Source organism: Neorhizobium sp. SHOUNA12A (assembly GCF_023006505.1).
GTDB lineage: Bacteria > Pseudomonadota > Alphaproteobacteria > Rhizobiales > Rhizobiaceae > Neorhizobium.
In genome coordinates this window covers 59,623-81,010 of sequence record NZ_JALBGV010000002.1, presented here as the reverse complement: position 1 = coordinate 81,010, position 21,388 = coordinate 59,623, and the positions used below count along the sequence as shown (strand labels likewise).

Genomic DNA, 21,388 nt, shown 5'->3' with positions numbered 1-21,388 from the left:
CCCGTGGGATCCTACAAAGCCTGAAGAATTTACAATACTGGACAATCATGCTCAAGTTAATAGCGGTCCGGGGGCGTACCAGACCAGGATGTCGTTCGGGATGATTCCCCCAGATCTGGCATCAGTCTCGGCGATCTCTCGCCTAATCAACTTCTGGAACGTGAATATGGACAACGAAAGAACAAGCGCTCGCTCGAGACCGGCCCTTATCCGCTACCGGAATGCGGTCCTTCTGGGTTGCACGGCGCTTGTCGCCTTCACGCCGACCTTAGCGCTTGGCCAGGAAAGCTCGAACGCCGATACGACACTCGCACCGATCGTCATCCAGGGCAGCGGCGCCAGCCTCGATACCGACAACGATTCGAAGTCGATCGTCGCGACGAAGACGACCGGCGTCGGCAAGATGCCGGCGGATATTCTGGAAACGCCCGCGTCCGTCTCCGTCATCACGTCCAAGGAAGTCCGGGAGCGCGGTGCGGACAGCATCGAGCAGGTCGTGCAATATACCGCCGGCGTGGTCACGGACTATTACGGTTCGGACGACCGTTACGACTATTTCAAGATCCGCGGTTTCACGCCCTTTACATATCGCGACGGGCTAGTCATCGGCAGAACCTGGAGCGGGATCCGGGAAGAACCCTTTGCCTTCGAGCGCATCGAGGTACTGAAGGGCGCCAACTCCACGGGCTTCGGGGTTTCCGATCCCGGTGGCTCGGTGAACTATGTCACCAAGCGGCCGAAGAGCGAACGTTTCGGCGAGATTTACGGCACCGGCGGTTCCTTCGGCCACAAGGAGACCGGTTTCGACTTCGGCGACAATATCACCGAGGATGACACCCTCTCATACCGCCTGACCGGCAAGTTGCAGCGGTCGGACGCCGAGTACGACTACTCGCAGGATGACGAAAACTTCATCATGGGTGGCCTGACCTGGCGCCCCACGGCTGCGACGAGCCTCTCATTCGTCTTCGATCATCTCGACAAGGACGGCACACCCAGCAGCGGCGGCCATCCGAGGGGGACGAATCTCGACAGGGATCGCTTCTTCGGCGAGCCGGACTACAACTACGATACGACGAACAGGAACACCTACGGTGTCACGCTCGACCACGATTTCGGGAATGGCCTGACCTTCAACGCCAACGCGCGCTACAGCAAGTCGGATACCGGATTCGGTTATGCCTATATCTACGATGCGCTGGGTGCTAACGATCCCACGGGCATGGTTGACCGAAATTACTTCGGCAGCGACAAGTCATCCGAACAATTCATCGTCGATGCGCATCTGCTCTACGAGACGAATTTTAACGATGTGGAAAGCCGTACGCTGCTCGGCGTCGAGTATAACAAGTTCGAGTCGAAGAATGACAGCTTCTACACCGCTGCTCCGGTCATAAACTGGCAAAATCCGGTCTATTCGGGCGGACCCGGATCGCTGTCGCCGTACGCCAGCGTGGCCAGTGACCAAAAGACCAAGGCGATCTATCTGCAGCAGGATCTGACCTTTTTCGACAAGCTGACGGCGAGCATCGGCCTGCGCAACGATTGGCTTGACCTCCAGGAAACAGACCGGCTTACAGGCACCTCGGCGTCTGGCGACTTTAGCGAATTCACCAAGCGCTTCGGCCTGAGCTATAAGCTCACCGAGGAACTTGCGGCCTATGTCAGCTATGCCGAATCCGTCGCGCCGCCGAGCGCGGGTACCGAGCCTACGCTCGGCACGCAGTATGAAGCCGGCATCAAATATCGCCCGGATGCCTTCCCCGCCCTGTTCACCGCTTCCGTCTACGACCTGACGATGGAGAACATCACGACCTATGAAGCTCCGACGTACCTGCCGGCGGCGGTCGACAAGATCCGGCATCGTGGTATCGATCTCGAGGCCAAGGCGGAGGTGACGAACAATATCAACCTCATCGCATCCTATTCCTATATCGACTCAAAGATCGTCGAGAATGGCGGCTCCTACGGTGGCAAGCGCTTCGCCCAGGTTCCGGAGCACTTGGCCTCGATCTGGGGCACTTATACGGTAGAAGGCAACGGAAGCCGCGGCGATATGACGTTCGGGCTCGGGGCTCGTTATACGGGTTCGTATTACTTCGACAACGCAAATAGCCGAAAATCGGACGGTGCCATCGTCTTCGATGCCGCCTTTACCTATAAGATCCAGGAGAACACGACGCTCCAGATGAATGCCAGCAATCTGTTTGACGAGAAGCATATCGCCAACGATGACGGCGGCGCCTATTATTATAATCCCGGTCGCGCAATCTACGCGACGCTGCGCCAGACGTGGTGATCCTCCGGTCCTAGGACAAAAAGTCCCGCGGCAAGGCTGCGAGACTTCTTGAGGCGCCGGACCGGGAGGGAGTTGGTCAGGCAGCCTGAACCTTGCGGCCGGTGCGGGCCCAAGCCGGCAGCCAGTCGCCGTGAGCGGCAAGCAGCTCGTCTGTCATCGCCCAGATCTGGTCGAGATCGAGTTCCGCCGCTGTATGCGGGTCCATCATTGCAGCGTGATAGATGTGCTCGCGATTCTCGGTCATCAGTGCCTGAACCGTCAACTCCTGGACGTTGATGTTGGTGCGGATCAGTGCCGTGAGCTGCGGCGGCAGGTCGCCGATGAAGGTCGGCTGAATACCCGACGCGTCGACCAGGCAGGGAACCTCGGCTGCGCAATTGTCGGGCAGCGAAGTGATGCAGCCATTGTTGCGCACGTTGCCGTAAATGACGGAGGGTTCGCCGGTCCAGACCGAATTGATGATCGACGAGGCATATTCCTTCGACTGCGCGACCTCGATCTTGTCGGCTGAACGATAGGCCTCCGCCTGCCCCTTCCAGCGGGCGATCTGCTCGATGCAGCGCTTCGGATATTCGTCCAGAGGGATGCCGAATTTCTCGATCAGGTCCTCGCGGCCTTCCTTGATGAAGTAAGGCGTATACTCGGCGAAATGCTCCGAGCTCTCGGTGACGAAATAGCCAAGGCGGGTCAGCATCTCGTAGCGCACCTTGTTCGGGCAGCGCGGGTTCCAGCCGGGCTTGGGCGCGCGGCCTTCGCGATAGGCACGGACCAGATCCGGATAGAGATTCTTGTAGGAGCCATCCGCCTGGCGATGCTCGAACTTCAGATAGAAAGCCATGTGGTTGATGCCGGCCGAGCGGTAGCGGATTTCCTCGTAGGGAATGTCGAGGTCATGCGCCAATTCCATTGCCGTGCCCTGCACCGAGTGGCAGAGGCCGACCTGCTTGATCGCGGGATATTTCTCCGAAATCGCCCAGATGTTGATCGCCATCGGGTTGACGTATTGCAGCATGATCGCCTCGGGGCAAACGGCGAGCATGTCCTCGCAGATCTTCCACAGATGCGGCACGGTGCGCAGGCCACGCATGATGCCGCCGATGCCGAGCGTGTCGGCGATCGTCTGGCGCAGGCCGAACTTCTTGGGGACCTCGAAGTCGGTCACCGTGCAGGGTTCGTAACCGCCGATCTGGAAGGCCACAACGACGAAGTCCGCGCCCGCCAACGCCTTGCGCTGGTCGGAATAGGTCTCGGCTTTCGCCTTGGCGCCGAGTGTTGAAATCAGCTTGTTGACGACGATCGCGCTTTCTTCGAGACGCTGCGGATTGATATCCATCAAGGCGAAGGTAGCGCCCGACAGCGCCGGGCGCTGCAGGACGTCGCCGATGATATTCTTCATGAAAACGGTCGAGCCTGCTCCGATAAATGCGATCCTGGGATTTCGTGCCATTATAACCTCCGGCATTCGGCAATCATTATGCTACCTCGAAAGCGGCCTTGACGAGCCGTTCGGTGTAGGCGGTCTTGGGGTGGGATAGAACTTCGTCGACGGGACCCTCTTCCATGATCTTGCCGTGCTGCATGACAATGACCCGGTGGCAGAGGGCACGCACGACCTTCAGATCGTGCGAGATGAAAAGGTAGCTGAGGCCCCGCTCGTCCTGCAGCTTGCGCAAGAGTTCGATGATCTGCGCCTGAACCGAAAGATCGAGAGCCGAAGTCGGTTCGTCGAGCAGGATGAATTCAGGCTCGAGCGCGATGGCGCGGGCAATGGCGATACGCTGACGCTGGCCGCCCGAAAACTCGTGCGGGAAGCGCGACAGGATGTTGCCCGGCATGCCAGCTGCGATGAGCGCCTCGCGCACGCGGTCGAGCCGTTCGGCCTTTGTCGCGCCGAGCTTGTTGACGACGAGCCCTTCCTCGATGATTTGGCCGATCGTCATGCGCGGATTGAGCGACGAGAACGGATCCTGGAAGACCACCTGCATGCGCGAGCGCAACGGCCGCATTTCGACGCGCGAACGGCCGTGGATCGGCTGCCGGTCGAAGTAGATCTCGCCGCTGTCGGTGTCATTCAGCCGCAGAAGCGCCTGTCCGAACGTCGTCTTGCCCGAACCGGACTCACCGACGAGCCCCAGCGTTTCATGGCGGCGAAGCGTCAGATCGAGGCTGTCGACCGCGACAAGCTCCCTCAGCTCCGGCTTGAAGAAGGTGCCGTGGCGCAGCATGAAGGAGACGCGCACGCCCTTGGCGTCGAGAATGACGTCGCAGCCCTCCGGCAGCGGATTGGCCTGGCCGCGGGGCTCGGAGGCGAGCAGGTGCTTGGTGTAGGCATGCTGCGGACTGGCGAAGAGCTTTTCGGTCGTGTTGTGCTCGCACATCTCGCCATGCTGCATGACATAGACATAATCGGAGAACTGCCGCACGACGGTCAGGTCGTGGGTGATCAGGATCACCGCCATCCGCAATTCCTTCTGGAGATTGCGGATGAGGTTGAGGATTTGCGCCTGCACGGTGACGTCGAGTGCCGTCGTCGGCTCGTCGGCGATCAGCACGTCCGGATTGTTCGACAGCGCCATGGCGATCATCACGCGCTGGCGCTGGCCGCCGGAGAGCTGATGCGGATATTGCCGCAGGCGCGCTTCAGGGTCGGGAATCTGCACATGCCTCAGCAGTTCAAGCGCCCGGGCCTCGGCCTGTTTCCGGCTCATCCGGCGATGCACGCGAATGGCTTCAATGATCTGGCTGCCGATCGTGTAGATCGGGTTCAGCGAGCTCATCGGCTCCTGGAAGATCATCGAGATACGATCGCCGCGCAGCTTGCGGCGTTCGCGTTCGGAGAATTTCAGGATGTTGGCGCCGTCATAGGCGACCGTCGATTGCGGCGACACCACGGCGCGCTTCGACAGCAGCCCCATGACGGTGCGTGCGGTTACCGATTTGCCCGATCCGGATTCGCCGACGATGGCGATCGTCTCGCCGCGGTAGAGCTGGAAGGAGATATCCTTCACGGCCTCCACCATGCCGTGCTCGACCTTGAAGTTCACCGCGACGTTGCGGGCATCGATGATCGGCTCGTCCGTGCGGCCGGCATGGTCGAGGCGGATGGGCGGGGCGAAGCTGTTGACGAGTGCGAGAGCCATCTGGACCACCTCAATAAGGATCGACTGCGTCGCGCAGCCCGTCGCCGAGCGCATTGAACGCAAAAACCGTGATGAGCACGAAACCGACCGGCGCCAGGATCCAGGGATAGGTGCCGATCACGGAATAGTTTGCCGTATCCTGCAGCATCAGTCCCCAGGAGATCAGCGGCGGCTTCACGGCGAAACCGAGGAAGCCGAGGAAGGACTCGAGCAGCACGACGCTCGGGATATGCAGCGTGACGGCGACGATGACGTGGCTCATGACGTTCGGAAAGATGTGCTGGAAGATGATCCGCCGGTCGGTCGCGCCAACGGCCATGGCCGCCCGGACATAGTCGATGCGGGCGAGCGCCAGTGTCTTGCCGCGCACCTCGCGCGACATCTGCGCCCAGCCGAGCGCCGACATCACGACGATGACGAAGCCGAGGAAAACGTTGGTCGGCGCCGTCACCGGGATGAGCGAGGTCAGCGCCAGATAGAGCGGCAGCTGCGGAAAGGCGAGGACGATTTCGACGAAGCGCTGCACCCAGGTATCAAACGAACCGCCGAAATAGCCGGATACCATGCCGACCGTGGTGCCGATCACCGTGACGATGAAAACGACGGTGAGCGCGATCGTCAGCGAAATCCGCGAGCCGACGATGGCGCGCGACAGCACATCGCGGCCGAACTTGTCGGTGCCGAGGAAATGCACCGGCTGGCCGGTGGTGGAACCGAAGAAATGGCGGTTCGTCGGGATCAGTCCGAACAGCCGGTACTCGGCGCCCGCCACGAAGAAGCCGAGACGGTTAGGGTTGTCGTAGTCGGGACCGACGACCGGCTGAAAGGTCACGGGGTCGAGCTCTGCGGACTCGGTCTGTCCATAGACGCGCGGCTGGAAGACGATGTTGCCGTCCTTGTCGTGAAAGCTCATTATCTGCGGCGGGGCAAAGCCGACATCCGTTGCCTTCGGATCCATCGGCGCGAAGAACTCAGCGAAGATCGCCATGATCAGCAGCAATCCCACGAGGATGAGGCCGATCATTCCGGTCCAGGAGCGCCGCAGCCGGCGCCAGACGAGCGCCGTGTAGCTCTCATTGCCGTGCGGCGCGTTCTTGGCCGTCTGTTCGAGGGACATCTGCCCGTGGGGCAGTGGCGGCGAGGAGTCGAAGGCAAGCATATCAGGCTCCTCCATAGGCACGGACGCGGGGGTCCAGCATGGCCAGCAGCATGTCGGCGATGATGTTGCCGACAATGAGCGTGGCCGAAAGCACCATCATGAAGGTCGCCGTCACATAGACGTCGCCGACGGCCATCGAGCCGACGATCGCCGGCCCGACGGTCGGCAGCGAAAAGATGATCGCCGTCTCGATCTCGCCGGTCAGCATGTAGGGAAGCACGACGCCCTGATACATGACGAGCGGGTGCAGGGCATTGGGCACGGCATGGCGCATGACGACCGCGCCGCCCGAAAGCCCCTTGGCCCTTGCCGTCTCGACATACTGGGCGTTCAGCGTATCGAGCAGATTGCCGCGCATGACGCGCATGTTGTAGGCGAGCCCCCCGAAGGTGGCGATGGCGACGACCGGCCAGACGTGTTTGACGAGGTCGGCGAATTTCGCCCAGGACCACGGCGCGCCGCCATATTGCGGCGAGAAGAAGCTGCCGATTTCAGAAACGTTGAGTTGGAAGACGAGCAGGTAGACGATGATCAGCGCCATCAGGAAGCGCGGCACCGTCATGCCGAGAAATGAGATGCCGGAGAGCAGGCTGTCGATCCAGGAATATTGCCGGGTTGCCGCCCATATGCCGAAGCCGATGCCGAGCACCGACGCAAGGATGTGGCAGACCAGCGCCAGGAGCAGCGTGCGCGGCAGGCGTTCGCCGACGACGTCGGCCACCGGCTTGTTGTAGAACATGCTGTAGCCGAAATCGCCCTGTGTAACGATGCCCTTGATCCAGTTGAAGTACTGGATGGCCATCGGTTGATCGAGGCCGTGGGCGATGCGGTAGGCCCGAGCCTGTTCGTCGGCCTGTGCGAAGGACGCGCCGCTCTGGTTGATCAGCTGCGAGCGGATGTAATCGGCATAGTCACCGGGTGGCGCCTGGATGATCGCGAAGGTCACGATGCTCAGAATGATCAGGACGGGGATTGCGGTCGCTATGCGCACGAGCAGGAATCGTAACATCGGACGGTTCGCTTCTCCTTGCCGCCAGTCGCGCCTGTCGGTGCGGCCGGCTTGTTGATCTTGCCCGGCCGCGCTTCACGCGCGGCCGGAGTCCTCGGTTGGGAGGGGAGCTCTTAGTTGATCGGGCCCTTTTCGCCCGGCTTGCCGGGCAGCCTCTCGGGGAACAGCTCATATTTGCCCTGCTTGTCGGCAGCGACCCACAGGCGCTCACGGATGACGGAGTCCTCGGCCCAGTTGAACATGAAGATCGGTGTTCCTTCCGGCACATTCGAGAAGCGCTTGTTGATGATCAGCGCACCGGGATATTCCGTCAGTCCGATCGTATCGACATTCTCGGTTGCGATCTTCTGGTACTGCTTCATCAGGTCGACGCGCTGGTTGTTGTCCTGACTGGTCTGGAACTTGGCGACGATAGCCACCAGCTTTTCTTCGTAGGGCATCAGGTCGAGTTTGCCGTCTTTTCCGGCGCGGTGGTGCCAGCTCGTGCGCGGACCGACAGGTGCAAGCTGCTCGGTGTTTTGAACCACGGAGGCAAGTTCCGGCATGTTGCGCTGGATCAGCCAGTCGAAACGGCCGCTATAGTGAGCGTCGTCGCGCTTCGGACCATCGAGCGCATTGAGGATGACCTTGATCCCGAGCTTTTCCATCTGGCCGATGACGCCTTCCGCGAGGCTCTTGTCGGTCGCGTAGCCGTTGTTGACCAGAAGGACGATCTCGACGTCCTTGCCGCCGACGGTTCCGGTGGGGAAGTTCACGAAACCGTCGCCGTCGGTATCCTTGAGGCCCGCCTTCGCCAGCAGCGCCTTGGCACCATTCAGATCGAAGGGGTAATAGACCACCGAGTTGCGGTCGTAGAAGCTGGTGCCCGAGGACAGGCCACCCGGATAGATCGCGGTGAACGGACCCTTGACCAGCGAATCGCCGATCGCCTTGCGGTCGAGGCCCATGGTGATCGCCTTGCGGAAATCCTCGTTGCGGTTCAGCTCGCGAACGGCCTGGCCGCGCGCGTCTGGCTCGCCCCAGCCGTTGCCGGACAGGTTCATGCGCATGTTGTAGCCAATCAGGCGCGGGCCGAAGGCAAGACGTGCCGGGGCGGTCTTCTCGGCGGCGCGCTTCAGCGACGCCACGAAATTTTCCGGCTGCTCGAGGTTAGAAATGTCGCCGGATCCGGCAACGGCCTGCACGTCGCGGTCGGCCCAGGTCGATAGCTTGTAATGCAGTTCGTTCAGATAAGGGAGTTGATTGCCCTTCTCGTCGACCTTCCAGTAGTATGGATTGCGGCGCATCACGATGATGTCGTCAGGACGGTATTCGACCGGCACCCAGCCGCCCATTACCGGCATGTTCAAAAATTCCGGCGGGAACGCATTCTTGAACTGATCGTAGGTGTTTTTCGAATATTTCGGATGCTGCGGCTTCAGGATATGCGACGGGCCCGGGCAGAAGCCCGGATAGGCCATCGTATAGAGATATTGTTTGGGGAAAGCCTCCTTGAAGGTCCACTCGACGGTATAGTCATCGATCTTCTGAAGTGTTGTCCCCTGGCCGAACGCTTCCGGCGATGCGCCGCCGCCGAGCGGGGAGACATTCGGGTCGATGACCTCGTCTTCCCAGTAAAACATGATGTCGTCGGCATTGAAGGGAGCGCCGTCGGACCATTTCGCGCCTTCGACCAGATGCATGGTGAGTTTATGACCGTCCTTGGACCAGTCCCAGCTCCTGGCAAGGTTCGGCAGCGGCTCGGTATCCTTGGCTTCCACTTGGAAGAGCGGCGCGGTGCGCGTCAGGCACTCGGACAGGCCGATATCGATGCCGCCCCAGCCCTGGGTCTGGCCGGCGCCATAGTTCCACCCTTCTGGCCGGCCGCCGATGACATGCCGCAGGGTATCGCCATAGACGCCGGGGCCATCCACCATGTTCTCCGTCTTGAAGACGAGCGGCACCTTGGGCAGGCGGTCCTTAACGGGCGGCAGCTTGCCGCTGTCGACGAAGTTCTTCGTTACCCAGTCGGGCTCATGATAGGTGGGCAGCGCCTTGAACTCCTCAATGGAATCCCTGGACACGTATTTGATCTTGCCTTCCGCCGGGAACTGCGCCGGAACGGGCGGAGCCGTGGGCTCGGAGGCATAGGCGCTCAAAGCCGAGACCGAGACGCTCAGCGCCAGTCCGGCAAGACTGCCAAGGTTGCGGAAATTTGTCATCGTTTCTCCCTCTTGTTGCGGAGCACTTTGCAATACCCCGGTTCTCCTCAAACGATCCGGATGCGGGCTTGCGGCAATAAGCTCCCTCCCGGAGCCCCATCGCCGCCCATCCTCCGAAATTTCAGACAGCCTGCTTGAGCGCCGCCTTTTCCGCGCGCAACTCGTCGATCGAGCGGACGTTGCGGCGTGCCGCCCCGGCCCAATCGCGGGTCTTCACGGTCGATTTCGCCAGCCGCTCTTTGGCCGCAGGAATGGCATCGGCATATTGCGGCAACCAACCGGCCTGGGCGACGACCATCTCATCGACCATCTGCCAGACTTCTTCCGGAGTTGAGATGGCGCCAACCAAGGGATCGTGCAGGACGGCCAGCTTCAGGAGGTCGATATCGCCACCGATGGCTGCATGCACCGACATGCGCTGCACGTTGATCGAGGCGATGCAGGTCGCTGCGCAGGCTTCCGGGATCGTGATGCCGGAGACCATATTGATACCGAAGCGGTCGACAAAACCGGGCGACTCGACAATCGCATCGGCCGGCAGGTTGGTGATGATGCCGTTGTTCTTGACGTTGAAGTGGCCGCGATAGACGCGGTTGGTTTCAAGCGCTTCGAGAATATGGCTCGCATGCTCGTTCGAGCGCTTGGACGGATCGATCGGTTTTTCGGCCGAGGCGAGGAACTGCGGGAATTCCGTTTCAAACCAGTTGCGCGTTTCCGTCGAGTGCCTGAGGTACCCGCCGGTCTCGCCATGGATCCAGTCGGACATGTCGATCCATTTGGTGATCTCTTCCGGCCGCTTGCGATACCAGGGCAGGTATTCGGACAGGTGGCCGTTGCTCTCCGTCGAATACACGCCGAAGCGCTTCAGGACGTCGATGCGCAGCTTTTCCTGCTGCGAGAAAACCGGGTGCGCCTCGAAGGCGGCGACGAGTTCGTCATTGCCGATCTTTCGGCCGTTGAGGCGCAGATCGATGAACCATGTCTGATGATTGATGCCCGAGCAGATATAGTCGAGTTCGGAGCGCGACTTGGCGCCGAGAACCTCGGCGATCTGTTCCGCGCCGTGCTGGACGCCATGGCAGAGGCCGACGGTATCGACCTTCCCGTATTCGATCGCAGCCCAGGTGTTCATCGCCATCGGGTTCGCGTAGTTCAGGAATTTCGCGCCCGGTTCGGCGACTTCGCGGATGTCCTTGCAGAAATCGAGGATCACCGGGATGTTGCGCTGGCCGTACAGAATGCCGCCGGCGCAGATCGTATCCCCGACGCACTGGTCGATACCGTATTTGAGCGGGATGCGGATATCGTCGGCATAAGCTTCCAGGCCGCCGACGCGAACGCAGCTGATGATGTAGCGGGCACCCGTCAGCGCCTCGCGACGGTTGGTGGTTGCCGTCACCCTGGTCGGCAGCCGGTTTGATTCGACGATCTTGTCGAGGATCGCCTTGATCATCTGGAGGTTATGCTCGTTCATGTCCGTGAGCGCGAATTCGATATCCCTGAATTCGGGAACGCACAGGATGTCGGTGAACAGCTTTTTCGTGAAGCCGACGCTGCCTGCGCCAATGATAGCGATTTTGAAGCTCATGATCCTGACCTCGATGCGATGAAAATGCCGGCGCTGGGGAAGAGAAGAAGAATAGCCGCCGGGCTTGCGCACTGCGCCAAAAGAGGCCAGAAATCCGGCTTATTCCCCTCCCCGCCGTTCCTCGATGCTGGCGGTGTTCTCTCTCTCGGGAGCGGATTATGCGCAAATTCGGCGGGGCCGCCAGAGAAGGATTATGCTTTCATGGGTAATTCTATGCTGCAGGAACTGATCGAGCGGGGGCCGGTCATGCGGACCGTCTCGTTGCCGCGGGGCCGGCAGACTTTGCACACGATGCCGACCAGCACCGGCTACGAGATCCGCACGGATGCCGCCTATGATTGGGACGGACGCAAGCGCGGCCAGACCCCCTTCACTGTGCTCCAGCATACGATCGGCGGCGCTGGCAACCTCAGATACGACAACCGTGAGCTGCGGGTGAAGGAAGGTGAAACCCTGTTGGTTCTCGTCCCGCATAACCATCGCTATTGGCTGGAGGACGGCGGCCGATGGGAGTTCTTCTGGATCTCGATGAATGGCGACGAAGCGCTTCGCATTCACCGCTCCGTCCTTGCGGTGACCGGCCCGATCCTCAAGCTGCAGCCGCGCACCATCGAGCATCTGGCCGATTGCAGCCTGCGTCTCATCAATGGCGCGGAGACCCCGGGCCGCGCATCGGCCATCGCCTACGAAGCGGCCATGGCGCTCTATGACGACGTCTTCGGTTCACATCCCATCTTCAGCGAGGAATACCGGACGATGCAGCATGTCATCGGCCACATCGTGAGCAATCTCGAGCATCCGCTGCCGGTCGAGGAGCTAGCCAAGGTCGCGGGTCTCAGCCGAGCGCATTTCTCGCGCATCTTCGCCGCCAGCGAAGGCGTTCCGCCGGCCGAGTTCGTTCTGCAAAAACGCCTGGAGCGCGCCATCAAGCTTTTGACCAAGACCGACAGCATGCCGGTGAAGGAGGTGGCAATCCGCTCAGGCTTCCGGGACGCCAACTACTTCTCCAAGGTCTTTCGCCGTGCCTACGGCACCAACCCCACCGAATTCCGCACGACCGGCATGTATGCGAGCGTCGGCAGGGGCGCTGACACCATATTGCGACGGTAACCCTCGGCCCGGCTTTCCGCCTCTTAGGAGAGCTTCATCAATACCAGGCCGGCCGAAGTACCGCCGCTGCGGCGACCATTCGCGCAGAACTCGTAGAGCAGGATGCCGTTGATGGTAAAAATCACCCTTGGCGGGTCTCAGACGACATGGAGAACTGGTCCGGGTGCCAATACTTCTGGTTATGCGTGCAATGCTGCCGTGAGCCAGGCAACGGCTCTGTCACTGGCAACCGTTCGTCGCGCCCTGAGTGGCAGCAGGATATTATATCGCCCGTCAGCCTTGTAAGTCAGATCATGCAGCGCGACCAACGTTCCGGCATCAAGAAAAGCCTGAACGAGCGCGCCCCAGCCGAGTGCTACCCCCTGGCCATTACACGCAGCGAATATCGTTTCGGTATAATGACTGAATCTCAGGGACGGCTTGAAATCGAAGGACGCTCCGATCTGGTCAAGCCATTGAGCCCACGAGAACCACAACGGGTCGGAACTGTGAGTTTCGATATACTCGTCTGTCGATGATAAAGGGCCTGGTTGTCTGCGTTTGAGATAATCGGGCGAACACACAGGCGTTATGAAATCGTCTTTCGAAGCAATGACCATCCCATCGTTAAACGGCGGTATTCCATAACGAATGGCAATGTTTATCTCACCACTATCGAGATCGATTTTTTCATCCTGGGATACGACACGCACCTGGATACCGGGGTTTTGGGAACGGAAGTCGGCCAGACGCGGAAGCAGCCAGAAGGACGAAAACGCGATCGTCGCGCCGATTGTGACGACATCCTGGTCGGATGTTTTGATCGCATCGACCGTCTCCGCAATATTGGAAAGGCTCTGCGCCAGCGAAGCCCCCAGAATGCGGCACGCAGGCGTAGGTTCGATTGCGCGGTGTTTACGCACGAACATTGGCTGCCCCAGTTCTTCCTCAAGCAAAGCAATCTGCCGGCTTACGGCCGCCTGAGTGACGCCAAGTTCGGTCGCGGCCACGGTAAAGCTCTTTCTGCGCAAAACTGCTTCAAGCATCAGCAGCGCGGTCAAGGATGGGAGTCGTTTACGAAACTGCATGCTCCCGCCCTCAATCCATTACTTTTCATTATGCCAACGTAACAATTTATGCCGTTGAACGAATTGCATGGCAAGGTCACTCTTGCCCGAAAGCTGGCAAAGAGGTCTTCATGCTGAACAAACTTGCGTCTTCGATCTCGTCACTTTTGGACGCGCGTGCTGACGGCCATGCTCTGCCAGCGGGCCTGTATACCCGGTCAGACGTGTTCGAAGCGGATATCGACGTCTTCTTTTGTCGGCACTGGATCTGCGTCGGACTTGAATGCGACGTGCCCGAGCCCGGCGACGCTGCGGTTATCGACATCGGCAAAACCAGCCTGATCCTGCTGCGCGACGATGACGGCGAAATCCGCGTCGTGCACAACGTCTGTCGCCACAGGGGTTCGCGCCTCCTCAATCCCGGCAAGACGATCGTCTCGAAGCTGGTCTGTCCCTATCACACCTGGACATACGAACTCAGCGGGGAACTGAATTATGCACCCCATATGGGCAAGGACTTCAACAAAGAGTGTCATAGCCTGAAGCCTGTGACCTTCAAGTCGATCAGCGGCCTCATCTATGTTTGCCTTGCCGACAATCCGCCAAAGGACATTGCTCGGCTCGAGCTGGCTATGACGGAGCGCTTGGCGCCCTACGATATTGGCAATTCCAAAGTCGCATTCGAAACCGATGTGATCGAGCACGGCAACTGGAAGCTGACGATGGAGAACAATCGTGAGTGTTACCATTGCTCGGCGAACCACCCGGAGCTTTGCGTCTCTTTCGTCGATCTGGATTTCGGTTTCGATCCCGAGACACTCAGTCCAGAAGACAGGGCGCAGGCCGAAGAGCATCTTGCTCTCTATGAAGAGCGCATCCTTCAATGGACAGCAGACGGCTACCCATCCGCCGCCATCGAACAACTCGTCGATTGTGAGACCAATTTCAGGACGCAGCGCCTTATCATTTCCGGTGCGGGCGAATCCCAGACCCCGGACGCTACGGCGGCATCATCCAAACTTTTAGGAACGATGACCCGCAAGGACCTCGGCGATATGCATCTCTGGGGCCATAACAGCTGGAACCACTTCATGGGTGACCATGCCATCGTGGCGATAGTCATTCCAATTTCGCCCGACAAGACGCTGGTGCGCACGAAGTGGCTCGTTCACAAGGACGCCGTCGAGGGCGTGCATTACGACCTTGAGAAGTTGACGAACGTCTGGGTGGCGACCACGGATCAGGACGCGGAACTCGTCGCGCGCTCACATGCCGGCGTCGAAGACCCTGCCTATGTGCCCGGCCCCTATTCGCCATTCTCGGAGACGAACCTCGACAAATTCGCCACCTGGTACATCGATCGGATGCGTGCGCATGGATATTAAGAGCGCATTCGCATCTGTCGATCGGATAGAGAAAACTGAATTCTGGAACCGGGATTTGGACGAGGATCTGGTTTGCATCGACGTCCACCAGGAAACGCATGATGTAAAAACATTCACATTCGCTTCTTCGCTTGGAAAGAGGTTCGCCTTCAAGGCCGGCCAGTATTTCCTGTTCGATCTCGAAATTGACGCCGAGCCCGAAAGCCGCTGCTACAGCATATCCTCCTCGCCGCAGCGCACCAACGCGTTTTCAGTCACCGTGAAACGCGTGCCTGACGGTAAGATTTCCAACTGGTTTCATGACAACGTCACAGTTGGCTCAACGATGAAGGGCAATGGACCGCTCGGACATTTCATCCGGCCCAATGCCAAGAAACTGCTGCTTCTGTCTGGTGGGTCGGGGATTACGCCAGTCATGTCGATCGTCCGCGAACTGGCGGATACCTTTGAACCCATCGACGTCGTATTCATGCATGCTGCTCGAAGCCCTAAGGACTTGATCTTTCGGGAGGAACTCGCCTGCCTGGCGAGTAAAGGAAAGCAGCTCCGCCTGCATTTCCTACCTGAGATCACCGCCGGCGAAGCCCATTGGCCTGGCCTTACCGGGCGCATCTCGGCAGACTACATGAAGCTGGCCGTACCTGACATCGCAGAGCGTGTCGTCATGTGCTGCGGCCCGGCGCCATTCATGGCTGCTGCCCGCGTGATTGCCGCAGGGCTCGGCGTTCCGTCGTCCTATTATATCGAGGAGAGCTTCGACGCTGCCGTCATCGACGACATCGACCTTCCGGTTGTCCTGGAAACAGCCACGCGAACGTTCACGGTGGAGTTTGCCAAGCAGGTCCGTAAAATCGATGTTTCAGGCGAGCAGACCATCCTGTCCTGCGCGAAAAAAGCTGGCGTGAAACTCCCCTCTTCATGTTCAAACGGAGTGTGTGGCACCTGCAAATCAAAACTGGTGTCCGGATCCGTCGACATGAACCACAATGGCGGGATCCGCCAGCGAGAGATCGACGCCGGGTTATTCCTGCCGTGCTGTTCGAAGCCACTCAGTGACCTCGTGGTCGATCGGTAAGGCCTTAAACACTAGCAGGGATGACCGAAGAAACTATCGATCACCTTGCTTCAATGTTTCCGCTGGTCGGGCAAAAGTGCCCAGAATGCGAAGAGAGGCTTCTCGCCCGAGCGCATCGCATGCCGGATTCCAGGTGGATTGTAGAAAGAGCCACCCATGCCCGGCGTGAACCAACCGGAATCGCCCTGCATGAATTCGCCATCCGACAGGACGAGATAGATTTCCTCCGGTGCATGATCGTGATCCGGATACCGCACGTTCGGCGCCATCAAGGTCGCGCCAAGCCACACGTCCGGACGGTCCTCGAGACCGCCCGGCCCGACAATCATGGTATTGGCGTGGCCCATCGGAAAATTTGCGCTGGCTGAATTGTCATAGGTCGAGCGACAGTTCCATTCGAGCTGCGCCTCCAACGCTGCAAAGCGCCGGAGCAAGATGTTCAACGAGGGTTGCTCCGCCTTTGCCGCCAAGACACTCTGCAAATACAGGCCGCAAATCGGAAGCCGCTTTGCGATATTCACCCGCTCCGGCAGCGATGTTTGCAGGTGCGCAAATATCTGCGTCTGTGACTGCCGGGCCCGTGAATCCTCGACAAACCGGTCGAATGCGACGATCGCGGTATTCAGAAAATCCTGCAAGGCCTGGCTGCGGGCCATGTTCAAATATCCTTGGCAAGCCGCAATGCGTCATAGATCGCTGCATGCGTGTTGCGAGCAGCGACCGCGTCGCCAATCCGAAAGAGCTGATAGGTGCCAGCGGGATTGCGCTCGGCCGTTTGCGGTGCGCCGGAAATCAGCTGGTCGTAGGAAATTTCACCGAGATTCTTCGAGCCGGGCTTCATCTCGAAATAAAGATCGTCCAATGGGATCGTACCGTGATTGATGACGATCTGGTCGATGGTCCGTTGCTTTTCAACGCCGCCATAGTCGCTGCCGACATGGGCAATGATCTGGTTGCCGCTCTTTTCGGCCGATTGCAGCCGGTAGGTGACGGTGAAGGTGACGTCGAGTTTCTGCAGCGAGCGCATGTAGGGAACAAGGTTCATCGCCATGACCTCCGGCGCGAAGGAGCGGTCGGGCGTCATGATCTCGACCTTGGCCCCTGTCTTGGCGATGAATTCCGCGGCTTGCAAGCCGGCATGGTCGCCGGCATCGTCGAAGATCAGCACATTGGTGCCCGGCTTGACGTCGCCCGAAATGATATCCCAGGAGGAGACGACAAGCTCATTTCCCTTCGACAGAACCTCGGTATGCGGTAGTCCACCTGTTGCGATGATGACCACGTCGGGCTCTTCCGCTGCGATCATGTCAGCATCCGCCCAGTTGTTGAAATGGAACGTGACACCAAGCTTCTCGCATTGGCTCATCCGCCAGTCGATGATGCTGATCATCTCACGGCGGCGTTCGTTCTGCGCGGTGAGGCGGATCTGCCCGCCGGGATTGTTGGCCGCCTCGAAGACCACGACCGCATGACCCCGCTCGGCGGCCACGCGCGCCGCTTCGAGGCCAGCCGGCCCGGCTCCGACAATGACCACCTTCTTGCGGGTGTCGGCTTTTGCAATGGTATGCGGCATGGTCTGTTCGCGACCGGTTGCGGCATTGTGGATGCAAAAAGCCATCCCGCCCTGGTAGATGCGGTCGAGACAGTAATTCGCGCCGACGCAAGGGCGTATGTCCTCCTCGCGCTTTTCGATAATCTTGCGAACGATGTGCGGATCCGTCATGTGGGCGCGCGTCATTCCGACCATGTCCACTTTGCCCGCGGCAATGGCGTGCCGTGCCGTCGCCACATCCGGGATTTTTGCCGCATGAAAGGTCGGAAATTGGGTTGCGGCGCGGATTTCACCGGCAAAATCGAGATGTGGCGAGTTCGCCATGCCCTGGATCGGAATGACGTCCGTCAGGCCGGCATCCGTATCGATGTGACCTCGGATCACGTTCAGATAGTCGATCAGACCGCTGTCGCGCAGCCGTCGCGAAATCTCGATACCGTCAGCTTTTCCAGTGCCTCCGGGGAGACATTCGTCGGCCGTATAGCGAACGCCGAGGATGAAGTCGTCTCCGACGCGCTCGCGCATCGCCTTGAAGACGTCGAAACAGAACCGCATGCGATTTTCGAGCGAGCCCCCATATGGCCCGTCCAGTTCATTGGTGAGCGGCGAATTGAACTGATCGATCAGGTGACCGTAGGCTTCAAGCTCGACACCGTCCATGCCGCCCGCCTTCATGCGCTCGGCTGCGTCTGCGAAGTCTCTAATGATGCGCTCGATGTCCCAATCCTCCATCTTCTTCGGGAAGGAGCGGTGCGACGCTTCACGATGATGGGACGGCGCGACCACCGGCAGCCAATCGCCCTTGTCCCAACGGGTGCGCCGGCCGAGATGGGTCAGCTGGATCATGATAGCCGCGCCCTCTTCGTGCACGGCATCGGTCATTTCCCGGATCCACGGAACGATCTCGTCCTTGTAAGCGAGCAGGTTATTGAAGACCGGTGGACTGTCTTTCGACACCGCTGCCGACCCCGCCGTCATTGTCAGGGCCACGCCGCCCCTCGCCCGCTCGAGGGTATAGGCTCGGTAACGCTCCTTCGGCATGCCATCCTCAGGGTAGGCGGGCTCATGCGATGTAACGATGATACGGTTGCGTAGAGTCAGATGCTTCAGTGTGTAGGGCTGAAGGAGGGGATCGTTCGACATGCGACGGGCTCCGGTTTTGGCCTTTGCGCATAAGGCTAAACAGGAATGTACAGTTATGTCAATATTGAAAACATCGCCGTACCTACAGTTGACATTCATGTACATTCCACTTGAAGTGCGGTTATGAATTTGTTAGGAAGTGCCTATGGAACAGGCGGTAAATGACAGCGGCTGGCGTGGTTCTCAGGAGGGTTGGCTTGAAGCCGCCTACGAAGCGCTGCTCGAATCCGGCGTAGATTCGGTGAAGATCCTGCCGCTTGCCAAGAAGCTGGGTCTATCGCGGACAAGCTTCTATTGGTTCTTCAAGGATCGGGAGGAACTGCTGAGCGCGCTGATACTGCGCTGGAGGGACAAGAACACAGGCAACCTAGTGAAGCAGTCCGAGGCATACGCGGAATCTCTTGCGGAAGCGATGCTGAATGTCTTCGATTGCTGGCTCAACAAAGATCTCTTCGACTCCCAGTTCGAGTTTGCAATTCGCAGTTGGGCGCTGCAATCTCCGGAAATTCAGGTTGAAGTGCAGCAGGCTGATCTGGCCCGAATAGACGCTTTGAGCCGTATGTTCGTGCGGTTCGGCTTTGACGAAGAGCCTGCGGACGTTCGCGCGAGAACAACTTATTTGGTCCAGATCGGCTACATCTCCATGCAGTCCACCGAGGACATCGGACTGCGTATGAAGCGCATTCCCGAATACATCGCAATCTACACCGGTCAGGTCCCGCAACAGCGGGAACTCGATCGCTTCTACGCGCGGCACGGCTATAAACAAGGGTGAGAGCAAGGTGGACGCTGGCAGGGGCTGGAAAATTGGCGTGATCGGCGGCAACGGCTGGCTGGGCAGCGCCCTTGCCGGCGCGGTGCAGGACGCCGGCTTCGTCAAGCCTCGGGACCTGTCGCTCTCTTATCACAACAAGCGGCCGGATCGTTTCGAAGAGGCTTTCTGGACATTGGACAATCAGGCCCTCGCCGACCGCTCGGATGTCATCATTCTCTGCGTCCGCCCCGCTGACTGGCGTGACCTTAACGTCGATGCGAAAGGCAAGCTGCTAATTTCCGCCATGGCAGGCGTTTCGTTGGACTCGCTGAGCGACCATCATCAGACCGCCTGTGTCGTTCGTTCGTTGCCGAATGCAGCGGTCGAGATCCGCCGGTCCTACACGCCATGGATCGCAACCCCGGAGGTCAGTGAAGAAGAACGCACATTTGTCCGAGCCCTGTTCGAAACCTGCGGTGTTCAGGATGAGGTGCACAGCGAGACCGATATGGACTATTTCACCGGCCTGTCCGGATCCGGCCCCGCTTTTCCGGCGCTTCTTGCCGACGCAATGATGCGAGATGCCATCTCCCGGGGCATCCCCGTCGCGATGGCCAGGCGTGCCGTTAACACGCTTATCATTGGCGCAGGGCGTCTCATGGAAATGCGTGAGATCTGTCCTACTGAAATCGTGCAGACCTTCCTCGATTACCGCGGTACCACGGCCGTCGCAATCGAGACAATGCGCGCTGCGGGTTTCGAGAGAGCGATTGCTTGCGGACTGACGGCAGCGTTCGAGAAATCGATGAGTTTGGGAGACGCTCCCAAGCACTTGTGAATCGGGTATCCGCGGCGTCCCGCATTCTACGTCAAGCCGCTAAAAAAAGGGAACAGTGCTATGAATAAGCTTTTGGCTTCGGGTTGCGTGCTAGTCGGAGTGTTCGCCGGCGCATCGGCGGCAAATGCCGCCGGGTGCGGCCGCGTCACGATCGCGAGCATGAACTGGCAAAGCGCGGAGGTCATCTCCAATCTGGACAAGTTCATTTTAAACGAAGGTTACGGCTGCCAGGCGGAGATCACGGTTGGAGACACCGTGCCGACCATCACCTCCATGGCGGAAAAAGGCCAGCCTGATATCGCTCCCGAGGCCTGGATCGACCTGCTTCCCGACGTGGTCGCGAAAGGCACGCAGGAGGGCCGGATCGTGAAGGTTGGATCTCCATTGCCGGACGGCGGCAATCAAGGCTGGTGGATCCCGAAATATGTCTCGGACGCACATCCGGACATCAAGACCATTCCGGATTTGCTGAAGCATCCCGAACTCTTCCCGGGTGAGGAAGACCCAAGCAAGGGCGCAATCCTCAACGGTCCTCAGGGGTGGGGTGGCACCGTCGTGACAACCCAGCTGTTCAAGGCGTTCGGCGGGGAAAAGGCCAAGTTCACACTAATCGACACGGGATCGGCAGCCGGTTTGGACGGGGCTATCGCAAAGGCATATGAGCGGAAGAAGAGTTTTGCCACTTACTACTGGGCGCCGACGGCGCTGCTCGGCAAATACCCGATGGTGAAACTTGAGGCCGGCGTGAAAAACGACCCGGCTGAATGGAAGCGTTGCAACACGGTTGCCGATTGCCCGGATCCGAAGCCGAATTCTTGGCCGATCGACACGATCGTCACCCTGGTCGCCAAGCCCTTTTCGGAGAAAGCAGGACCCGAGGTGATGACCTATCTCGAAAAGCGGTCCTGGAGCAACCAGACCATCGGCAAGCTCATGGCATGGATGACGGACAATCAGGCCAGCGGTGCGGATGGCGCCAAGCATTTTCTGAAGGAAAATAAGGACATCTGGACCAAGTGGGTTTCAACGGACGCCGCCAAGAAGATCGAGGCAGCGCTGTAATAAGCCCTTGGGGCGATGTGCCGAACA

General features: G+C 59.4%; 16 protein-coding genes. 7 read left to right on the top strand and 9 right to left on the bottom strand.

Going from position 1 to position 21,388, the window contains the following annotated elements; translation table 11 throughout:
• Window positions 1-166 precede the first annotated feature (166 nt).
• Entirely contained in the window at window positions 167-2,299 is a 2,133-nt protein-coding gene (locus tag MOV63_RS01310; RefSeq protein ID WP_247031185.1) for a TonB-dependent siderophore receptor, read from the top strand.
• Between the two features lie 76 nt (window positions 2,300-2,375).
• Here MOV63_RS01310 and MOV63_RS01305 read toward each other — a convergent pair whose 3' ends face one another.
• From MOV63_RS01305 to MOV63_RS01280, 6 genes are all read right to left on the bottom strand, one after another.
• Window positions 2,376-3,746: an alpha-glucosidase/alpha-galactosidase gene (locus MOV63_RS01305; RefSeq protein WP_247031184.1), complete on the bottom strand. Its 1,371-nt coding sequence runs from the start codon at window positions 3,744-3,746 to the stop codon at window positions 2,376-2,378.
• Between the two features lie 25 nt (window positions 3,747-3,771).
• Window positions 3,772-5,439 carry an ABC transporter ATP-binding protein gene (locus MOV63_RS01300; RefSeq protein ID WP_247031183.1) on the bottom strand — a complete coding sequence of 556 codons (1,668 nt, stop codon included), beginning with the start codon at window positions 5,437-5,439 and terminating at the stop codon, window positions 3,772-3,774.
• 10 nt (window positions 5,440-5,449) lie between these two features.
• The gene (locus tag MOV63_RS01295; protein WP_247031182.1) at window positions 5,450-6,598 is read right to left on the bottom strand and encodes an ABC transporter permease; all 1,149 of its coding nucleotides are present in this window, start codon (window positions 6,596-6,598) and stop codon (window positions 5,450-5,452) included.
• A gap of 1 nt (window position 6,599) precedes the next feature.
• A complete protein-coding gene (locus tag MOV63_RS01290; protein WP_040125596.1) occupies window positions 6,600-7,607 on the bottom strand; it encodes an ABC transporter permease in 1,008 nt (335 codons plus the stop codon).
• A gap of 113 nt (window positions 7,608-7,720) precedes the next feature.
• On the bottom strand, window positions 7,721-9,808 hold the full coding sequence (locus tag MOV63_RS01285) for an ABC transporter substrate-binding protein (RefSeq protein ID WP_247031181.1): 2,088 nt from the start codon (window positions 9,806-9,808) through the stop codon (window positions 7,721-7,723).
• A gap of 121 nt (window positions 9,809-9,929) precedes the next feature.
• Window positions 9,930-11,396 (bottom strand): alpha-glucosidase/alpha-galactosidase, encoded by a 1,467-nt coding sequence (locus tag MOV63_RS01280; RefSeq protein ID WP_247031180.1) that lies wholly within the window; start codon window positions 11,394-11,396, stop codon window positions 9,930-9,932.
• A 201-nt stretch (window positions 11,397-11,597) separates the two neighbouring features.
• Between MOV63_RS01280 and MOV63_RS01275 the strand changes: the two genes are divergently transcribed.
• Window positions 11,598-12,506, top strand: a complete 909-nt coding sequence (locus MOV63_RS01275; protein WP_247031179.1) for an AraC family transcriptional regulator — start codon at window positions 11,598-11,600, stop codon at window positions 12,504-12,506.
• A gap of 179 nt (window positions 12,507-12,685) precedes the next feature.
• On the opposite strand, the gene MOV63_RS01270 is transcribed toward MOV63_RS01275, so the two are convergent.
• Entirely contained in the window at window positions 12,686-13,573 is an 888-nt protein-coding gene (locus MOV63_RS01270; RefSeq protein ID WP_247031178.1) for a LysR substrate-binding domain-containing protein, read from the bottom strand.
• A 110-nt stretch (window positions 13,574-13,683) separates the two neighbouring features.
• Between MOV63_RS01270 and MOV63_RS01265 the strand changes: the two genes are divergently transcribed.
• Both MOV63_RS01265 and MOV63_RS01260 read left to right on the top strand, forming a co-directional pair.
• Window positions 13,684-14,937, top strand: a complete 1,254-nt coding sequence (locus MOV63_RS01265; RefSeq protein ID WP_247031249.1) for an SRPBCC family protein — start codon at window positions 13,684-13,686, stop codon at window positions 14,935-14,937.
• Complete coding sequence (locus MOV63_RS01260) at window positions 14,927-16,012, top strand: hybrid-cluster NAD(P)-dependent oxidoreductase (protein ID WP_247031177.1); 1,086 nt, start codon at window positions 14,927-14,929, stop codon at window positions 16,010-16,012. The genes MOV63_RS01265 and MOV63_RS01260 overlap by 11 nt, the downstream gene beginning before the upstream one ends.
• Before the next feature lie 50 nt (window positions 16,013-16,062).
• Here the strand turns inward: MOV63_RS01260 and MOV63_RS01255 are convergent, their stop codons facing one another.
• Together MOV63_RS01255 and MOV63_RS01250 are read right to left on the bottom strand one after the other, a co-directional pair.
• On the bottom strand, window positions 16,063-16,668 hold the full coding sequence (locus MOV63_RS01255) for a dimethylsulfonioproprionate lyase family protein (RefSeq protein ID WP_247031176.1): 606 nt from the start codon (window positions 16,666-16,668) through the stop codon (window positions 16,063-16,065).
• A 2-nt stretch (window positions 16,669-16,670) separates the two neighbouring features.
• On the bottom strand, window positions 16,671-18,707 hold the full coding sequence (locus tag MOV63_RS01250; RefSeq protein ID WP_247031175.1) for an NADH:flavin oxidoreductase: 2,037 nt from the start codon (window positions 18,705-18,707) through the stop codon (window positions 16,671-16,673).
• 145 nt (window positions 18,708-18,852) lie between these two features.
• Here MOV63_RS01250 and MOV63_RS01245 point away from each other — a divergent pair, with 145 nt between their 5' ends.
• The 3 genes from MOV63_RS01245 to MOV63_RS01235 are packed head-to-tail and all read left to right on the top strand — an operon-like array spanning window position 18,853 to window position 21,361.
• Entirely contained in the window at window positions 18,853-19,482 is a 630-nt protein-coding gene (locus MOV63_RS01245) for a TetR/AcrR family transcriptional regulator (RefSeq protein ID WP_247031174.1), read from the top strand.
• Between the two features lie 37 nt (window positions 19,483-19,519).
• Window positions 19,520-20,299 carry a pyrroline-5-carboxylate reductase gene (locus MOV63_RS01240; protein ID WP_247031173.1) on the top strand — a complete coding sequence of 260 codons (780 nt, stop codon included), beginning with the start codon at window positions 19,520-19,522 and terminating at the stop codon, window positions 20,297-20,299.
• Between the two features lie 60 nt (window positions 20,300-20,359).
• Window positions 20,360-21,361: an ABC transporter substrate-binding protein gene (locus tag MOV63_RS01235; RefSeq protein WP_247031172.1), complete on the top strand. Its 1,002-nt coding sequence runs from the start codon at window positions 20,360-20,362 to the stop codon at window positions 21,359-21,361.
• The last annotated feature ends 27 nt before the right edge of the window (window positions 21,362-21,388 follow it).